15 protein-coding genes are annotated in these 18,172 nt (G+C 37.3%); 2 read left to right on the top strand and 13 right to left on the bottom strand.

All coding sequences use genetic code 11. The annotated features are described in order from the left end of the window. Nucleotides 1-22: 22 nt before the first annotated feature. Entirely contained in the window at nt 23-2,644 is a 2,622-nt protein-coding gene (gene polA, locus E7K77_RS00830) for a DNA polymerase I (RefSeq protein ID WP_325305866.1), read from the bottom strand. A 267-nt stretch (nt 2,645-2,911) separates the two neighbouring features. Between polA and rpsT the strand changes: the two genes are divergently transcribed. Next, entirely contained in the window at nt 2,912-3,172 is a 261-nt protein-coding gene (rpsT, locus tag E7K77_RS00825) for a 30S ribosomal protein S20 (protein WP_004692998.1), read from the top strand. Between the two features lie 141 nt (nt 3,173-3,313). Then, nucleotides 3,314-5,518, top strand: a complete 2,205-nt coding sequence (locus tag E7K77_RS00820; protein ID WP_325305864.1) for an RNA ligase — start codon at nt 3,314-3,316, stop codon at nt 5,516-5,518. 294 nt (nt 5,519-5,812) lie between these two features. Here the strand turns inward: E7K77_RS00820 and E7K77_RS00815 are convergent, their stop codons facing one another. From E7K77_RS00815 to E7K77_RS00760, 12 genes are all read right to left on the bottom strand, one after another. Further along, nucleotides 5,813-6,985, bottom strand: a complete 1,173-nt coding sequence (locus E7K77_RS00815; protein WP_004697085.1) for a phosphopentomutase — start codon at nt 6,983-6,985, stop codon at nt 5,813-5,815. Between the two features lie 130 nt (nt 6,986-7,115). After that, the gene (locus E7K77_RS00810; RefSeq protein WP_325305862.1) at nt 7,116-7,649 is read right to left on the bottom strand and encodes an NUDIX hydrolase; all 534 of its coding nucleotides are present in this window, start codon (nt 7,647-7,649) and stop codon (nt 7,116-7,118) included. Between the two features lie 8 nt (nt 7,650-7,657). Next, nucleotides 7,658-9,283, bottom strand: coding sequence for a class I SAM-dependent methyltransferase (locus tag E7K77_RS00805; RefSeq protein WP_325305861.1), 1,626 nt, complete (start codon nt 9,281-9,283; stop codon nt 7,658-7,660). A gap of 146 nt (nt 9,284-9,429) precedes the next feature. Beyond that, nucleotides 9,430-9,879: a dUTP diphosphatase gene (dut, locus tag E7K77_RS00800; protein WP_004692993.1), complete on the bottom strand. Its 450-nt coding sequence runs from the start codon at nt 9,877-9,879 to the stop codon at nt 9,430-9,432. Between the two features lie 10 nt (nt 9,880-9,889). Then, on the bottom strand, nt 9,890-11,959 hold the full coding sequence (locus tag E7K77_RS00795) for a polyribonucleotide nucleotidyltransferase (RefSeq protein ID WP_008600752.1): 2,070 nt from the start codon (nt 11,957-11,959) through the stop codon (nt 9,890-9,892). A 111-nt stretch (nt 11,960-12,070) separates the two neighbouring features. Then, nucleotides 12,071-12,337: a 30S ribosomal protein S15 gene (gene rpsO / locus E7K77_RS00790; RefSeq protein WP_004692991.1), complete on the bottom strand. Its 267-nt coding sequence runs from the start codon at nt 12,335-12,337 to the stop codon at nt 12,071-12,073. A gap of 171 nt (nt 12,338-12,508) precedes the next feature. Beyond that, the gene (locus E7K77_RS00785) at nt 12,509-13,306 is read right to left on the bottom strand and encodes an ABC transporter ATP-binding protein (protein WP_119562894.1); all 798 of its coding nucleotides are present in this window, start codon (nt 13,304-13,306) and stop codon (nt 12,509-12,511) included. Between the two features lie 10 nt (nt 13,307-13,316). Next, the gene (locus E7K77_RS00780; RefSeq protein WP_004697183.1) at nt 13,317-14,189 is read right to left on the bottom strand and encodes an ABC transporter permease; all 873 of its coding nucleotides are present in this window, start codon (nt 14,187-14,189) and stop codon (nt 13,317-13,319) included. 11 nt (nt 14,190-14,200) lie between these two features. Beyond that, nucleotides 14,201-15,181 carry an ABC transporter substrate-binding protein gene (locus E7K77_RS00775; RefSeq protein WP_227065349.1) on the bottom strand — a complete coding sequence of 327 codons (981 nt, stop codon included), beginning with the start codon at nt 15,179-15,181 and terminating at the stop codon, nt 14,201-14,203. A 24-nt stretch (nt 15,182-15,205) separates the two neighbouring features. Next, on the bottom strand, nt 15,206-16,183 hold the full coding sequence (locus E7K77_RS00770) for an ABC transporter substrate-binding protein (protein ID WP_325305858.1): 978 nt from the start codon (nt 16,181-16,183) through the stop codon (nt 15,206-15,208). A 131-nt stretch (nt 16,184-16,314) separates the two neighbouring features. Beyond that, nucleotides 16,315-16,692 (bottom strand): hypothetical protein, encoded by a 378-nt coding sequence (locus E7K77_RS00765; RefSeq protein WP_024061486.1) that lies wholly within the window; start codon nt 16,690-16,692, stop codon nt 16,315-16,317. A gap of 50 nt (nt 16,693-16,742) precedes the next feature. Next, a complete protein-coding gene (locus E7K77_RS00760) occupies nt 16,743-18,134 on the bottom strand; it encodes an aminopeptidase (RefSeq protein ID WP_227065350.1) in 1,392 nt (463 codons plus the stop codon). Nucleotides 18,135-18,172: the final 38 nt, after the last annotated feature.

The following is an 18,172-nucleotide window of genomic DNA, read 5'->3' as shown; positions in this document are numbered from 1 at the left end:
TTCTATTAATTATAAATATATATTACTTTACTAATGCCCAGTTTTCTGCATGATGTACGTCTACAATAAGAGGTACTTGTAGCTCTACAACAGATTGCATTGTATTACGTAATAATTCCTCTATAGCTTCTAATTCAGAGTTCACCACTTCAAGTACTAGTTCGTCATGTACTTGTAATAAAAGTCGAGACTTAAAGTTTTGTTCTTCTAATTTTTGTTCCACTTGGTTCATGGCTAACTTAATAATATCTGCGGCAGTACCTTGAATTGGCGTATTCATTGCGGTTCGTTCAGCAAAGGAACGACGGTTAAAGTTACGACTATTAATATCAGGTAACTCACGTTGACGACCAAACATAGTGCGAACCTTGCCTGTTTCATGAGCCTCTTGAACCATTCGATCCATATACTCTTTAACCTTAGGATAACGGCTAAAATAAAGATCAATATAGTTTTTAGCTTCACCACGTGTAATACCAAGGTCACGAGATAAACCAAAGTCAGAAATACCGTAAATAATACCGAAATTAATAGCCTTCGCATGGGAACGTTCTTCGCTAGTTACATCATCTTGAGCTTTACCAAGCACCTCTGCCGCAGTAAAACGGTGAATATCCTTGCCTTCTACGAAGGCTTTAATCAATGCTTCATCGCCAGATAAATGAGCTAAGATACGCAACTCAATTTGGGAGTAATCGGCACTCACCAATGTATCATATCCAGCACCCGGATAGAATAAGGCACGAATTTCACGGCCTTTTTCGGTACGAACAGGGATATTTTGCAAGTTCGGATCAGATGAGCTAAGTCGACCTGTAGCCGTAACCATTTGATTGAAAGTCGTATGAATACGACGAGTCTTATCATTGATAAGAACTGCCAAACCTTCACAATAGGTAGATACTAATTTAGCAACAGAACGGTATGCCAAGATTTTTTCAACAATCGGACTTTCGTGACGAAGCATATCCAATACTTCCGCATCTGTAGAATAACCGGTTTTAGTTTTCTTGATGATTGGTAAGTTCATCTTTTCAAACAAGATTACACCCAATTGTTTAGGTGAATTGATATTGAAATTTTCTCCAGCTAATTCATAAATCTCTTGTTGTACTTGGGCTAGTTCCTCTTTAAAACGAGTTGTTGTTTCCGCTAACTTCTCTGTATCGATATAGATACCATTCTTCTCCATCACTACTAAAGTATGAATCAAAGGTAACTCAATCGTTTCATATAAAGACCATAACTCTTCACGACGTGCAGATTCACAAGCTGCTTCGTTCATGGCGAGTAATGCTTTCACCATGGATACGCATTCTACGTCTACACTACCGCTAGCAATGCTAGGTAAAGAGAAGCGCTCAGTTAGATATAGATATCCATAATTAGTACGTGTAGGATCTAATAAATACGCAATGAGAGACATATCATGAATACGAGCAGTTTTATCAGCATTAAATAAAGAAATCTCAGCTGGCACATCTGCACCAAAGGCTTCGATAATCTCCTTGGTCTGAGTTGTAACGATGACTTTAGCACCTTGTAATACAGCTAAAACAGCTTTAGTATCGTCTGTTTTTACAATAGTATCACCATTAGATAGATAAGTATTCGTTACCGTTCTAAATGGAGTCTTACCATCTAATATGACATGCACTGCTACCGTTTTGTCTTTATAGAAATCGGCTGTTAATGCTTTAGCACCCGCTAATTCATCTAAGGAAATCTCCTCTTGCGGTGCAAATAAAGAGCCTGGATCTCCAAAAGCTGCTTCCTCGCCCCCCATTACTTGAACAATGCGAGGTGTTAATTTAGTGAAGCCTAAAGTTTCAAATAAAGGCTGTACTTCAAAGGTATGGAAGTTTTGTACAAAATCTTCTACTTTATAAGACAACTCCATATCTGTTTTTATTGTTGCCAACTCACGAGATAAAAAGGCTAACTCTTTATTCTCTACGAGACGCTCTTTTAATTTCTTACCCGAAATGTCTTCAATATGTTCGTATACAGATTCAAGATTGCCATATTCGGTAATTAATTTAAGCGCTGTTTTCTCACCTACGCCTGGTACACCTGGAATATTATCGGAAGAGTCACCCATAAGCGCCTTCATTTCGATAACCTTATCAGGACCATAACCATAAAGCTCCTCCATATTATCTAGAGTGACTTCTAACATATCAGAAATACCTTTTTTAGTTAAGAACACATGACTATGTTCTGTTACAAGCTGTAAATTATCGCGGTCACCTGTAATAATTTGGACAGCCATTTCAGAGGCTCCAAACTTTTTACTTAAAGATCCAAGAATATCATCCCCTTCAAAGCCTTCTTCTTCGATGACACAAATACCCAATGCTTTTAATACATCTTGAATTAAACTAAATTGTGGACGCAAATCCTCAGGTGCATCTGGACGATTTCCTTTGTATTCACTATACATTTCAGTACGGAATGTTTGACGACCTTTATCAAAAGCTACGGCAATATAGTCAGGATTAATTTCTTCATACAATTTAATGAGCATTGTCAAGAAACCATATACTGCATTGGTTGGTGTTCCCAAAGCGGATTTTAATGGTGGTAATGCAAAAAATGCACGGAATAACAAACTGCTGCCATCTATAATCATTAATTTTTTCATAATACACCTCACTTAATTCTATTCTTCATTATAACATAAGGACCCTTTTAACTTTCATAAATAAAAATTAATATATTGTTACACTAGAAAATGAGTAAGTAATTTGATTTTAAAAACCACATATATGCTTTACTTAATAAACAGTAGAAAATGTTTTACAAATCATGTCATTAAGGAAAATATTGGGCTGAAAAGTCCTTGCGTATCAATATTTGGTATGATATAATCATTCAGGTATAAGAAACGATTTTTAAGGAGGTGACTCAATTGCCAAACATTAAATCCAGTATTAGAAGCGTAAAAACGGATGCTGAACGTCGTGCGAAAAACGCCGCTGTAAAATCTCAAATTCGTACAGCAGCTCGTAAAACCGTTGAAGCTGTTCAAGCAGGCGCAGTAGAAGAAGCAAAACAAGCACTTGTTCATGCTACTAGCGTAATTGATAAAGCAGCCTCCAAAGGTGTACTTCATAAAAACACTGCAGCTCGCAAAAAATCTAACCTTGCAGCTAAAGTAAACGCTTTATAATTTTAAAAGCAAGCAAGACAGTCTCTCGGATATCCGTTGAGACTGTTTTTTTATGGCCTTTTCTATTTAATCATAAAATATTTTTCGTTTGTTATACAGATATATTATTACGCCCTATGGGCAGATTAGAGGACTATTACTATGAGAACACTATTATTAATGCGCGGTGCTCCTGCTAGTGGTAAGTCTCAGTGGATTCGTGATAACAATCTTGAGGCTTACACCCTTGAAGCCGATCATTTCCGTATGATTTTACGTAGCCCTTCCCTTGGTGAGAACGGCTGGTATATTTCACAAGAGGATAATGGTCCAGCATGGAAGCTCCTACTAGATTGTTTAGAAAAACGAATGAGCAATGGCGACTTTGTCGTCTTAGATGCTACCCACACTACATCTAAAGCTGTTAATGCTTACAAAGAATTGCTTAACAAATATAAATATACTGTATATTACTATGAACCAGATACATCCTTAGAAGATTGCTTAGCCCGTAATGCAGCTCGCGCCGATTACAAACGCGTGCCAGAGCAAGTTATTCATCGTATGTATAAAACGATTAAAACAAATACATTACCAAAGTTTTGTAAAAAAATTAACTCTATTGATGAAATTAACAATTACTTCACGGTTAATCTAACAAATAGATATGATCGAGTACGTGTTATTGGTGATATTCACGGTTGCTACACCGCATTACAACAAGCTATTACACCATGGGATGAAAAGACATTATACATCTTCTGCGGTGACTATTTAGAACGCGGTATTGAAAACAAAGAAATGATGTACGAAATGATGCATCTCAGCACATTACCCAATACAATTATGTTAGAAGGCAATCACGAGCGACACATTGCAAACTTTGCATTTAATACAAGTTTAGACCGTTCCAAACGCTTTATGAAAGATGTGGTAGCACCTATCGTAAAGGATATGACGAAAAATGAAGTAGAATCGCTCCAACGAGAACTGCGACTCTTTTATAAATCACTTCGTCAATGTTATCCATTTAGCTTTCATGGCAAAAAATATTTAGTTTCTCATGGTGGTCTCTCCTATGTGCCTAATATGACCTTCATAGCTACCTCAACCTTTATTAATGGGTTTGGCGCTTACGAAACAAATATCGCTAATATCTACGATACTAATTACGAAAAAGGCATGTGTCAAGACTTCATTCAAATTCACGGTCATCGTGGCGTTCCAGATGGAAAATACTCCTTCTGTTTAGAAGGAGAAGTTGAGTTTGGTGGAGAACTAAAATACATCGATATCACAGCTAATACTTTCACAAAAAATGGAATAAAAAACGATGTATATGATAAAGATTATATGCGCCATGAATTTCAAAATATGACAAAACATGTTATTTTCACACAAAATGAAGATATTAATATTATTGGTAATTCAAAATTAGTAAAAGTAAAACAATGTTCCCCTAACCTATATTCCTTGAACTTTACATCTCGTGTATTTCATAAACGATTATGGAATGAAAGTACAGTACAAGCTCGTGGATTATTTGTGGATCGAATTACAGGAGATGTGAAATTACGTAGTTATAATAAATTCTTTAATCTTGGTGAACGCCCAGAAACAGAGTTAGATAATCTAGCTAATACCCTTTCTTTCCCAGTTGAAATTAGAACTAAAGAAAATGGTTACCTTGCTATTCTTGGCGTTATCAACGAAGAATTAGTATTTGCCTCTAAATCTACAACAGATGGTGTACATGTAGATTTATTTAAAAACCTATTCCATAGATTACCTGAAGGCTTACAAGAAGAAATCAAAGATTTATTAATACGCAATAGCTGCTCTATGATATTTGAGGTCATCAGCCAAGAGGATACTCATATCATTAAATACGACCAAGACCATCTCTATGTACTCGATATGATTCAAAATACTCTAGACGTAAATGGTAAGCATATAGATGTACCCTTCTCTAGAGAAAAATTAGCTGAACTTTATACAATTTTACAAAAATATGACACTGACTTGATTTCCATTGTTAAAACAGTTCAACAAGTTTCTACCATGGATGAGCTTCAAGCCATCATAAATGAGGAACTAAATTCATTCCATGAATCTGAAGGCTTTGTATTAGTCGATAGCAATGGTTTTATGACTAAATTTAAAGGTCCTTATTATAATACGTGGAAGCACAGACGAAATCGCATTCTAGAGCCATATCAAAAATTTGGTAAAATTCCATATGGAAACTGTAAAAATGAAGATGACACTAAATTTGCAGACTTCCTTGGTTCATTAGATTATGATGTAGTATGTAAATCTACCATACTTGATATTAAAGATATGATGGAAAATCAAGGCTTGCTATAATTAAATAAACTCATCCTGTTTCAAGGATAAAAGCAAAAGGGACTATAACCAAATAGTCCCTTGCTACTAAAAATAGCTATTAGTTGATTATATATAATCAACTAATAGCTATTTTTTCTGTATTTTTTTAAGGAAAATGGCCCAAAGTACACATTCCATTAGTATATGATTTAGTAGGTATGAAAAAGAACAAAATAAATGAATTTAATTATAACAAATTATCCATACAATTTTTTGATAACAGTATTATAAGATTATATTCAATTATATATAAGAAATAGTTTCTATACAAAGCTACACTTTCAAAGAATTAAGAAATGAAGAGCCAATCCCCCATTGTTTCAATCCAAAGTTTTGTAATACTGTTTCGCCTATATCCGCAAAACTATGTCTATCACCCAAAGCTACGGAATGACTCATACTTGGACTATAAGCTAGCAAAGGCACCATTTCTCTCGTATGATCTGTACCTTTCCAAGTCGGATCATTCCCATGATCTGCAGTGATGAGAAGTAAATCATCATCTTTAAGCAAGTCCAACAAACCGCCTAATTGGTAATCAAAGTCTTCAATAGCACGCTTATACCCTTCTACATTGCGCCGATGACCGTACAGACTATCAAATTCAACAAGGTTGACCATCATGAACCCCCGTGTAAAGCTTTGGCCCAACAGATAAGGAACTACGTTCATACCATGCGCGTTAGACTTTGTCGGATATGATGCATCCCAGCCAACATGAGCATAAATATCGCCGATTTTGCCAACTGCCACTGTTGGAATGTTTGCGTCTTGTAACTCTTGTTGCACCATTTTCTTTTCAGGCATACGACTGTAATCATGACGATTTGAGGTGCGTACAAAATGACCTGGTGTACCAACAAAAGGTCGAGCTATAATACGCCCCACATAATAATCACCGACACATACTTTATCGCGTGTAATTTGACACATGCGATACAAATCTTCTAAGGGAATGATATCCTCATGCGCTGCAATTTGAAAAACCGAATCCGCCGATGTATATACGATTGGCTTACCAGTTCTTATATGTTCTTCTCCGAGGCGTTCAATAATTTCCGTTCCAGAGGCTACCTCATTACCAAGAAATCCATAACCCGTTTCTTTTATGAAAGCATCCATCAGTTCCTTCGGAAATCCATCATAAAATGTCGGAAATGGCACCGTTACAGGATGCCCCATCATCTCCCAATGACCACTTGTCGTATCTTTGCCAGTACTCGTTTCAGCCATACGACCATAAGCGCCAATAACAGGCTCATCAAACGCTGATATATCAGCAATATTAGCTAAACCTAGAGATTTTAAATTTGGACAGCGAATAGGTCCTGCTACCGCTTCGATATGTCCTAATGTATTCGAACCTTCATCGCCAAATTTAATCGCATCGGCTGCATGCCCTACACCGACACTATCCATTACTAGTAGAATAATTCGATTATACATATGTACTCCTAAATCTATATGAGATTAGTTACTCATATAATGTAAAAATACTTTATAACATATTACAGTTAAAATCATCAATATGAATTAATAAAATACATATTATATTGAGAGATAATATTTCTAAAAATTACTTAAGATATGGCATAGCAAGCATGAGGGCCGCCAAAGATTTGCTATCCTTAATAGCCTCATTCTTGATAGCTTCCAATAGTTCTGTCAATGTGTAGTATTCTAGCTCCACATATTCATCAGGATCCCAATTGGTTTCCCCCATGGTAAGGTCCTTCGCAAGATATAAATGTAATACTTCATTGCAGAAACCAGGACTCGTAGCAATTGTACCTAACGAAATCCATTGAGCTGCACGATAGCCGGTTTCCTCAGCAAGCTCCCGTTTAGCACAAACAATCGATTCTTCATTTGGATCTAATTTTCCTGCTGGTACCTCCAGTAGCGTCTGTTGCAAAGCATATCTAAATTGACGTTCCATAACAATCTTATTATCCTCTGTTACTGCCACAATCGCTGTAGCACCCGGATGATGCACAACCTCACGCCATGCATCCTTTCCGTTCACATCGGCTATATCATAAGTAACTTGAATCAACTTACCGTTAAATTTCATTTCACTGGATTTCTGAATTTCCTTACTAATTGCCATATATACCTCTAATCTTTTATTTTATGTAAAAACCCGAGCATCCTTATACATTGTAAAATTTCCTCTAAGTACACTTTATTAGGAACAATAAAATCAATATTATCCCGCGTATGACGCTGAACTGTAATATTGTCATCCATAATAGCAAGAATCTTTTCTTTTGTTGTAGGCTCCACCATTTGCTTTATTACAAAGAGAAATCCATTATCTATATCTTGTTGTACTTTATTGTACATGTCGCCTATACCAATATAGGAGCTGCCTTCTTTTTCTACTATAGTAGAAATAAAATCTATAAAACGTTGAGGTATATACACCTTATTATCTTCGAAAGCAACTCTTTCATATGGTTCGGCATACATATCGAGATTATCTACAATAATCAAATATAGTAAACGAGAATAAACTCTGTCCATTTCGATAGTATAACCAGGCAACTTTCTATGTATATGATCAACTATATCCTGAACAGTAAATATATCCCCTCGATCCATAACCTCTTTAATAGCAATATGGATACTATCCGTCATATTAGAAGGAATACCAGTATTGACAACGCTGCAATAATATAATTTTGATAATACATCTATACTAACTCGTTCATTACGAACAATCTTTTTACTATGTTTATTTTTCGTTAACAGGGACATTCTAAACTGCGTATCATAAATGTAATCATAATATTGCTCTTTTGCAATATAATCATCATTTGCCAATTGAACTATATTATCGTGAATATCCTCCGGTAACCAACTTATGAAAGATCGTGAAAGAAATACATCCCCTATATAGGCACAACCTTGGTCATTGGCACGTTTTATAAATTCATGTACATATACAGGATCATTAAAAGGCTCTAAATATTCATGAGCCACATAATAATCGTTAGAGCTCAACACATTTTGGATGTTATCAATTTTATAACTCGCTTTTTGACTTATCCGATTATCTAATCCCATTGTATCCGCTACGAGCTTCAATATATTCTTCGTATATAAAGTCCGCTCCATCAACGGTAGCTCTAACTCTTTTTGCTCTGCATATTGCATGATTTCTCGATACTGCTCTAATCGTTTCCATCCAGGATACGTATTATACGATACATAAGCTACACCATTGTCGGATAAATTCTTATTACAGATAGATAGAATTTTATCTTTTACCACATCCGGAACCCAGGACCAAATACCATGTACAATAATATAGTCAAAGGTACCGAATGAATCATCAATATCTAGAATATCCTTCTCAAGCAAATGTATATTAGATAGTCCCATCGACGCAATCAGTTCATTTCCCATCTTAATCTGGGAAGACGATAAATCAATACCCGTAAAAGACGCTTCAGGATAGTATAAAGCTTGAGAAATAATGTTCCCGCCAAAAGAACATCCAAGCTCAAGGACACGCGCCTTTTTTAAAGATACAGGATTTAGTCCAAATAACAAAGCTCGCGCTGCTAATGTATTTAACGAGGTCGCCCCAAAAGGTTGAGAAATATATACTACATCTTCATAACTTTTTTTAAGAACCTTATTCTCATCCAAAACGTGCATGGTATTTTGTGTAGTCTCAATGTCATTCCCCATAACTGATGTACCTACATTCTTTTTTTGTTTTGACTCCTGTTTCATAAAGCCTCCCGAATTGTTCTACTAACTATAATAAATATTATATAGTATTATTGATAATAATTACAGCTGAAGAGAGAAATAAACACACAAAAACCGCCCAACAAAGTTGAGCGGTTTTTACTAGTTTATACAAAACCATATATTATTTACATAGTCCCAGTGCTTCCAATGCCACCAGTTCTTACACCAGTAGCATCATCATCATTTGTAATAAGGTATTTAGAGAATATACCTTGAGCAACGCGTTCGCCTTTTTCAAGGGTAACTGGTTCTTTGCCAAAATTATAGAGAGCGATCATAATATGACCTTCGTTGTCCTCATTGTTGTAGTAATCACTATCAATGATACCTGTGCTATTCACAAGTGCTAAATGGCGTTTAATAGCCATGCTAGATCGGATGTGAATGGCAAGGTATTCGTCGTACGCCATGAAAGCTTTAATACCTGTCGGAACGAGCACTACTTGGCCTGGTTCTAATGTAACAGCTTCAGCACATTCAATATCATAGCCTGCGCTTTCAGTTGTTTTACGTGTTGGTAAGTTGATATCTTGTTCTTCAAAAGCAGAAACTACTTCAAAGCCACGAATATCCATGTAACACCTCTTATTTTAAACAATCTTTACGGGACAAGTTTACACGGCCCTGTTTATCGATTTCGATAACTTTTACCATGATTTCATCCCCTACACTTACTACGTCTTCTACATTTTCAACGCGTTCTTTCGCAAGTTTGGAAATATGTACAAGACCTTCCTTACCTGGTAATACCTCTACAAATGCGCCAAAAGCCATTAGACGAGTTACTTTACCAAGGTATACTTCCCCTACTTCAACCTCTTTAGTAAGGTTTGTGATAATTTCTTGAGCTTTTGCAGCACCTTCTTGTTCTACAGAAGCGATAAATACTGTACCATCATCTTCGATGTCAATTTTAGCGCCTGTTTCTTCGATAATACTGCGAATTACTTTACCGCCAGAACCGATTACGTCACGAATCTTATCGGAATCAATTTTCATTGTAATAATACGTGGAGCGTATTGGGACATTTGTTGACGTGGTTCAGCAATTGTATCAAGCATGATGCCCATGATATGCATACGGCCTTTGTGAGCTTGTTCTAATGCTTCTTGAAGGATTTCTCGTGATAATCCGGAAATCTTGATATCCATTTGAATTGCTGTTACGCCTTTAGCTGTACCAGCAACTTTAAAGTCCATATCTCCAAGAGCATCTTCCATGCCTTGAATATCTGTTAAAATTGTATAGTGTTCCCCTTGAGTTACAAGACCCATAGCGATACCAGCTACAGGTGCTTTAATAGGTACACCAGCATCCATCAAAGATAATGTAGAACCACATACGGAAGCCATGGAGCTAGAACCATTAGATTCCAATACTTCAGATACTAAACGCAAAGCATATGGGAAATCTTCTTCACTTGGAATCACAGGTACCAATGCGCGTTCGGCCAACGCACCATGACCAATTTCACGACGCCCAGGGCCACGGGAAGAACGAGTTTCCCCTACAGAGAAGGATGGGAAATTATAATGATGGATATAACGTTTTTCAGTTTCAACACCAAGACCATCGATGGTTTGTTTTTCAGATAAAGGCGCCACTGTTGTGACATTCAACACTTGAGTTTGACCACGTGTAAACAAGCCAGAGCCATGTGTACGAGGTAATACGCCTGTACGGCAAGAGATTGGACGAACTTCATCAAGTTGGCGACCATCTGGACGGATTTTTTCAACAGTAATCATATGACGCACAATTTCTTTTGTCATTGCATCAAATGCTTTATTTACATCAGCCAAGTTATCTGGGTAGATTTCTTCAAAGTGAGCTAATACATCTGCACGTACTTCATTTTCTTGTGCATCACGTTGTTGTTTATCTGCACAACGAACTGCAGCATCAAGTTTATCATGACCATAGGCACGAACTGCATCACTAATTTCAGCAGGAACATCTTTACATTCAAATACGCGTTTTTCCTTACCTACTTTTGCAGTCATATCTTCTTGGAATGCTACGATTTTTTTGATTTCTTCGTGAGCTGCCATGATAACTTCAAGAATGATATCTTCCGGTACTTCTTCAGCGCCACCTTCAACCATGAGAATAGCATCTTTAGTACCAGCTACAACGATATTAAGATCTGTTTCTTCTAATTGTGATTTCGTTGGATTTACAACAAACTCACCATTGATACGTCCCATACGAACGCCTGCAATAGGGCCATTCCAAGGAACATCAGAAATAGACAATGCCGCAGAGGCGCCAATCATACCACAAATGGCTGGATCACAATCTTGGTCCACAGACATAACTGTTGCTACTACGTGTACTTCGTTACGTACACCTTTATTAAATAATGGACGAATAGGACGGTCAATCAAACGGCTATTCAAGATTGCAGACTCAGGTGGACGCGCTTCACGTTTAATGAACCCCCCTGGTAAACGACCAACCGCATACATTTTTTCTTCATAGTCTACTGTAAGTGGGAAGAAGTCGATATCCTTCGCCTCTTTAGAGCCTGTAGCAGTAACCAGTACACGAGTATCGCCATAGCCAACCATTACAGCACCGCTAGCTTGTTTTGCAAGTTCCCCAGTCTCAATCGTAAGCATACGACCAGCTAGGTCCATTTGGAATTGTTCCATTCCTATTCCTCCTAAAAATCTTCTTATATGTATACCTTCTAATTATATATCAATTAAAGCTAAATAGCCAATTCAAAATAAAAAAGCCGTCCTTTAGGACGGCTAATTTTATTATTTACGAAGACCAAGGCGTTCAATAAGGGAACGGTAACGTTCGATATCTTTACGACGAAGGTAGTCAAGCATGTTACGGCGTTGACCAACCAATTTCAACAAACCACGACGGGAATGATGGTCTTTTTTGTGCTCTTTCAAGTGTTCAGTTAAGTATTGAATGCGACTTGTTAAAATCGCAACTTGTACTTCTGGAGAACCAGTGTCACCTTCATGAGTAGCGTATTCTTTAATTACTGCTAATTTAGCTTCTGTAGTTAACATTAATGTTACCTCCTAAAATATAATAATCCCGATAAGCTTAAGTAACCGTTGGAGAATCGAATACTTCGCTTACGATATGTCTTACGACCTAATTTAGTATACAGTATCTGCCCTATCTTGTAAAGCAAAAATACAGTAATTGAACAAAAGCTGGATTACAACTTTGTTCTATTATTTAGCTCCTAACACCATGCGGTCGCTCAGTGCATTTTCACCAGCTACCTCGAACTTTTGAAGTAAGTCCGCAACAGTTAATTGTTTCTTTTCTTCTCCTTTTACATCATAGATGATTCGACCAGCGTCCATCATGATGAGGCGATTACCAAATCGCAATGCATCACGCATATTATGGGTAATCATAAGAGTTGTTAGATTATGTTCTGCAACGAGTTTATCTGTCAGTTGCAATACATTTTCTGCAGTTTTAGGGTCAAGTGCTGCCGTATGCTCATCTAGCAATAAGAGTTCTGGACGAAGCATGGTAGCCATTAACAATGTAATAGATTGACGTTGACCACCAGATAGTAAGCCCATACGAGCAGATAAACGATCTTCAAGACCTAAGCCTAATAATGCAAGACGTTCCTTGAAAAATGCTTGTTCACTATCTTTGAAAGCCCATTTAAGACCTAATCTTTTACCACGACGCATAGCAAGAATCAAGTTTTCCTCGATTTGCATATTACCAGCAGTACCAACCATAGGGTCTTGGAATACACGACCAATGTATTTAGCACGTTTGTATTCTGGCATTTTTGTCACATCAATCTCATTAATTGTAATGGATCCTTCATCTACTGGAAATACACCAGCAATGGAGTTTAACAAAGTACTTTTACCAGCACCATTACCACCAATGACAGTACAAAAATCACCCTCTTCTAGACGAAGATTAATGCCTTGTAATGCAGTCTTTTCATTAATTGTGCCCTTAAAGAAGGTTTTTACCATATTTTTTACTTCTAACATAGTGTCCTCCTTAACGAGCCAACCATTTTGCTTTCAATGTAGGTAAGGAAAGCGCGATGGCAACAAGAATTGCAGTGAATAATTTCAAATCGTTTGGTGGCATACCCATGTAGAGAACTGCAGCAATAACGATACGATATACAATAGAACCAAGTACTACGGCGATGAGACTACGTACAAAGGATTTCGTACCAAACACTACTTCACCGATGATTACAGAAGCCAAACCAATAACGATGGTACCAATCCCCATGCCTACATCAGCAAAGCCTTGGAATTGACCAATGAGAGCCCCAGACATACCAACAAAACCATTGGAAATCAAAAGACCAAGAACGATCATATTATCAGTATTTACGCCTTGAGCGCGAATCATTTGAGGGTTAACACCTGTAGCACGTAAGGCTGTACCAATTTCGGTACCGAAGAACCAAAATAAGAGCAAACATACAACTACAGCTACTATAATACCTACGATGGCTGCAGACCACATATTCGGCGTATGGAAAAATCCACCAAGAATCGTATAAATTGTATCCATACGAAGCAAAGATACATTAGCTTTGCCCATGATGTGAAGGTTTACAGAGTACAATGCAATCATTGTCAAAATACCAGCCAATAATGCAGGAATTTTTAATTTTGTATGAATCCAACCTGTTACAGCACCGGCTATCATACCACCCACACCGGCAAGTAAAATGGAAAGGATTGGATTCATACCACTTGTAATTAAAATAGCAGAAATGGCTGCCCCCATTGGGAACGTACCTTCCACGGTTAAGTCAGCCACATCTAATACGCGGAAGGTTATGAATACACCGACCGCTAACAAAGACCATAAAAGGCCTGTGGTTATGGTGCCTACCACTAAATCTAACATCAAATTCTCCTCTATTGTTTCATATCTTTACGAAGAACTTCAGGAATCGTAATACCTAATTTTTTAGCACGTTCTTCGTTAACAGTTAACTTAATCTCTTTTTGTGTCTCAATAGCTAAGTCTGCAATTTTTGCTTCTCCTGCAAGAACTTTAGCAGCCATTAAACCTGTTTGATAACCCAATTGATAGTAATCAACAGAATAAGTTGCTACACCACCAGTCATTGTCATACCTTCATCGGCAGCAAATACTGGAATTTTAGCAGCATCTGTAATTTGTGCTAAGTTAGCCATAGCAGATGCCAATACATTATCTGTTGGCGTATAGATAGCTTGTACATCTTGGTTCACAAGATTGGTAGCGGCTTGTTGGATATCATTTACATTGGAAACAGTTGCCTCTACAACAGTAATACCTTTTGTAGCAGCATACGCTTTCATTTTTTCAACTTGCAATTGGGAGTTGATTTCAGAGGATGTATAAATGGCACCAATACGCTTTACATTCGGTACTAATGCTATGATAAGATCAACCTCTTTTTCAACAGGTGTCATATCAGATGTACCAGATACATTACCACCAGGGTGTTCGTTAGATTGAACGAGTTTAGCTGTCACGTAATCTGTAATAGCTGTACCCATGATTGGCATGTCATGAGAAGCATTTGCCATCGTCTGAGCCGCAGGCGTTGCAATAGCTAATACTATATCTTTTTTATCAGACACGAAACGTTGTGCAATACTATTTAGATTAGATTGATCGGCCTGTGCATTTTGTTGGTCAATTTTAATGTTTTGACCATCCTTATATCCTTTAGCTGCTAAACCATCTACGAAACCTTTATTAGCAGCATCAAGAGATGGATGTTCTACTAATTGAATAACACCAATTTTCTTTTGGTCATTAGTTGCGGTATTGGAACCACAACCTGCTACCATTGCCATAACAGCGATGGCACTAAGTGCCACTGCAATACTTTTTTTCCAGTTCATGTATAACTCCTTACCAGATATGTATTAAATCATAGTCGCCTTGTTCATCAAATCCTCTGGTAAGGTGATGCCCAATTTTTCTAATTTATCTTTTCCCACAACTAATTTAAATTCTTTCTGCATTTCGATAGGCATATCTTCAACTTTAGCTTCACCAGTTAGAATTTTAGCTGCCATCAAACCAGTCTGGTAACCAAGTTTGTAGTAATCTACAGACAAGGACATAACTGCCCCACCTTTTACGTGGTTATCTTCACCGCCAAACACAGGAATTTTTGCTGGATCGGTAATAGCTACAAGATTGCTCATCGCAGAAGCTACCACATTATCTGTTGGCACATAAACTGCATCCACACGTTGAGATACTAGATTTTGTGCCGCTTGTTGAATATCGTTTACATTGGAAACTGTAACTTCTTCAACTTTAATGCCTTTTGTAGTTGCATAAGCTTTCATCTTCTCCACTTGAATTTGAGAATTTACCTCGCTAGAGCTATAAATGGTGCCAATTGTTTTCGCATTCGGCATTACTTGTAAAATCAAATCTACTTGTTGCTCTACTGGATTCATGTCGGATGTACCAGACACATTACCACCAGGCTTTTGATTAGATTTAACAAGTTTAGCTGCCTCATAATCAGTAATAGCTGTACCTAAAATTGGAATATCATGAGTTGCATTTGCCATGGATTGAGCCGCTGGCGTAGCTATTGCTAAAATCAAGTTTTTCCGATCGGATACGAAACGCTGCGCAATACTATTCAAATTAGATTGATCAGCTTGCGCATTTTGTTGATCAAAAGTAATCTTTTCTGCCAAACCTTTTTCTTTTAGCGCATCAACAAAGCCCTTATTTGCCGCATCTAGTGCAGGATGTTCTACCAGCTGTACAACACCAACTTTGTATTCACCATTCGATGTAGTTCCATTTGAGCCACAGCCTGTAAACGCCAACAATGCTGCCGCCGTGAGCGCTAGGGCAATACCTTTTTTCAAGTTCATGGGGATTTCCTTCCTATCTGCAATGATTATAATACATCTATTATAAACAAATTTCTTTACTACATCAATGTAGCAGGTTAAAGTATTTTACATTTGTCCATTTATAGAACACATTAAGATACGAAATCCTTTTACTTTTCAAGAGACGCTAACATGTCTTCTGTTAAATCATTAGCTGCTAAAATATAGTCCTTAAGAGTCCCTTTGTCGAGAGCTACCTTCATAACAGGCACTTCAAATGGATCCAAGATGACGCACATTAGAATTTCACCCGTTATATAGTAACCAACCACTGCTTCCCCTTCTTCGGGATCTAAGGTTTCACGTTTTACGGTAACACAGTATGATTTCATAACCTGCGCTGCTGCTTCTGCTACCTCTTCACGATTAGCAATATATTCTTCAACCTTCGTTTCAGGGATGTCAAAAATATCTACCTTTACAGTCTTGACCTCTGTAGCCTCTCCTTTCGCAGACTCTATAGCTGCTCCTAATTCTGTTTGCTTCATATACACCTCACATAGAATGGACTTTTACCATTGGTGAAAGCCCCATTATCTTAGATTGATTCATCAGCTGCATTTAAGAACGCCACATAGCATTGTTTAGCCTCGTAAATATCAGCCTTAGATGTAACCTCCCAAGGAGCATGCATGCTAAGAACGGCTACACCACAGTCGATGACATTCATACCATAAAGAGCCATGATGTACGCAATGGTGCCACCACCACCTAAATCAACCTTACCAAGCTCTGCTGTTTGGTATGTTACATTGTTAGATTCCATGACACGACGGATAAAGCCCATGTACTCAGCATTAGCATCGTTAGAACCAGCTTTACCACGAGAGCCAGTAAATTTATTGAATACTACACCCATACCAAGGTAAGAAGCATTTTTCTTTTCATACGCCGATGCATAAAGCGGATCATAGCCTGCACTTACATCGGAGGACAACATACGAGATTTCTCCAATGTACGGCGTACGCTTACAGAGTTAGGTTTACCCATAAGTGTTAAAATTTCAGCTACTGCATTTTCAAAGAAGCGTGATTGCATGCCTGTAGCACCTACAGAACCAATTTCCTCTTTATCTACAAGTAAACAACAAGTAGTACGCTTTACATTATCCACTTCAAGCATTGCTACCAAGGATGTGTAAGCGCACACACGGTCATCTTGGCCATACGCCATTACCATAGAACGATCAAAACCCATATCACGTGCTTTACCAGCTGGTACAATTTCTAATTCTGCAGACAATAAGTCACGTTCAATAAATCCATACTCTTTTTCAAGAAGGCTATTAATAAATTTAGTAACCCCTTCTTTTTCTTCGTCTTTAACTGGACGGCTACCGATGAGTAAATCAAGAGCTTCCCCTTCAATTACTTTAGCTGCATTCTTTTGCATTTGTTCTTGTCCCAAATGAGGTAACAAGTCAGTTATGCAAAACACAGGATCTGTTTCTTTATCACCAATGTTGATATTAATGCGAGTGCCATCTGTTTTTACCACAACACCATGAATAGCAAGAGGCATAGCTACCCAATGATATTTTTTAATACCTCCATAGTAATGAGTATCCCAAAATACTAAATTACTATCCTCATATTGTGGATTTTGCTTTACATCGATGCGTGGAGAATCAATATGAGCACCTAAAATATTCATACCCAATTCAATATCATCAGTACCAATATTAAATAAAGCAATAGATTTATCCATATGTGTGTAATAAATCTTATCACCAGCTTTAATTGACGTATTGCTTTTAATAATGTCATTTAGATTTACATAGCCCTTTGCTTCTGCAAATTCTACAGCTTGCACAACGCATTCACGTTCTGTTTTACCATTATCTAAAAATTGACGATATGTATCACTTAAAGCATATACCTTTTCCATAGTGGCATCATCATAATTATGCCATGCATATTTACGTTCCATAATCTATCCTTTCTAAAAGTTCATATCCTAATATATAG

The sequence above is a fragment of the Veillonella parvula genome, assembly GCF_032577575.1.
In the GTDB taxonomy this organism is placed as follows: domain Bacteria; phylum Bacillota; class Negativicutes; order Veillonellales; family Veillonellaceae; genus Veillonella.
The sequence above is the reverse complement of the archived record's forward strand: the minus strand, read 5'-3'. Positions and strand labels throughout refer to the sequence as shown.

Excerpts from the sequence above, each read along its gene's own strand:
- polA (WP_325305866.1), bottom strand. The coding sequence starts at position 2,644 with ATGAAAAAATTAATGATTATAGATGGCAGCAGTTTGTTATTCCGTGCA.
- E7K77_RS00820 (WP_325305864.1), top strand. The coding sequence starts at position 3,314 with ATGAGAACACTATTATTAATGCGCGGTGCTCCTGCTAGTGGTAAGTCT.
- E7K77_RS00815 (WP_004697085.1), bottom strand. The coding sequence starts at position 6,985 with ATGTATAATCGAATTATTCTACTAGTAATGGATAGTGTCGGTGTAGGG.
- E7K77_RS00810 (WP_325305862.1), bottom strand. The coding sequence starts at position 7,649 with ATGGCAATTAGTAAGGAAATTCAGAAATCCAGTGAAATGAAATTTAAC.
- E7K77_RS00805 (WP_325305861.1), bottom strand. The coding sequence starts at position 9,283 with ATGAAACAGGAGTCAAAACAAAAAAAGAATGTAGGTACATCAGTTATG.
- dut (WP_004692993.1), bottom strand. The coding sequence starts at position 9,879 with ATGGATATTCGTGGCTTTGAAGTAGTTTCTGCTTTTGAAGAACAAGAT.
- E7K77_RS00795 (WP_008600752.1), bottom strand. The coding sequence starts at position 11,959 with ATGGAACAATTCCAAATGGACCTAGCTGGTCGTATGCTTACGATTGAG.
- rpsO (WP_004692991.1), bottom strand. The coding sequence starts at position 12,337 with ATGTTAACTACAGAAGCTAAATTAGCAGTAATTAAAGAATACGCTACT.
- E7K77_RS00785 (WP_119562894.1), bottom strand. The coding sequence starts at position 13,306 with ATGTTAGAAGTAAAAAATATGGTAAAAACCTTCTTTAAGGGCACAATT.
- E7K77_RS00780 (WP_004697183.1), bottom strand. The coding sequence starts at position 14,189 with ATGTTAGATTTAGTGGTAGGCACCATAACCACAGGCCTTTTATGGTCT.
- E7K77_RS00775 (WP_227065349.1), bottom strand. The coding sequence starts at position 15,181 with ATGAACTGGAAAAAAAGTATTGCAGTGGCACTTAGTGCCATCGCTGTT.
- E7K77_RS00770 (WP_325305858.1), bottom strand. The coding sequence starts at position 16,183 with ATGAACTTGAAAAAAGGTATTGCCCTAGCGCTCACGGCGGCAGCATTG.
- E7K77_RS00765 (WP_024061486.1), bottom strand. The coding sequence starts at position 16,692 with ATGAAGCAAACAGAATTAGGAGCAGCTATAGAGTCTGCGAAAGGAGAG.
- E7K77_RS00760 (WP_227065350.1), bottom strand. The coding sequence starts at position 18,134 with ATGGAACGTAAATATGCATGGCATAATTATGATGATGCCACTATGGAA.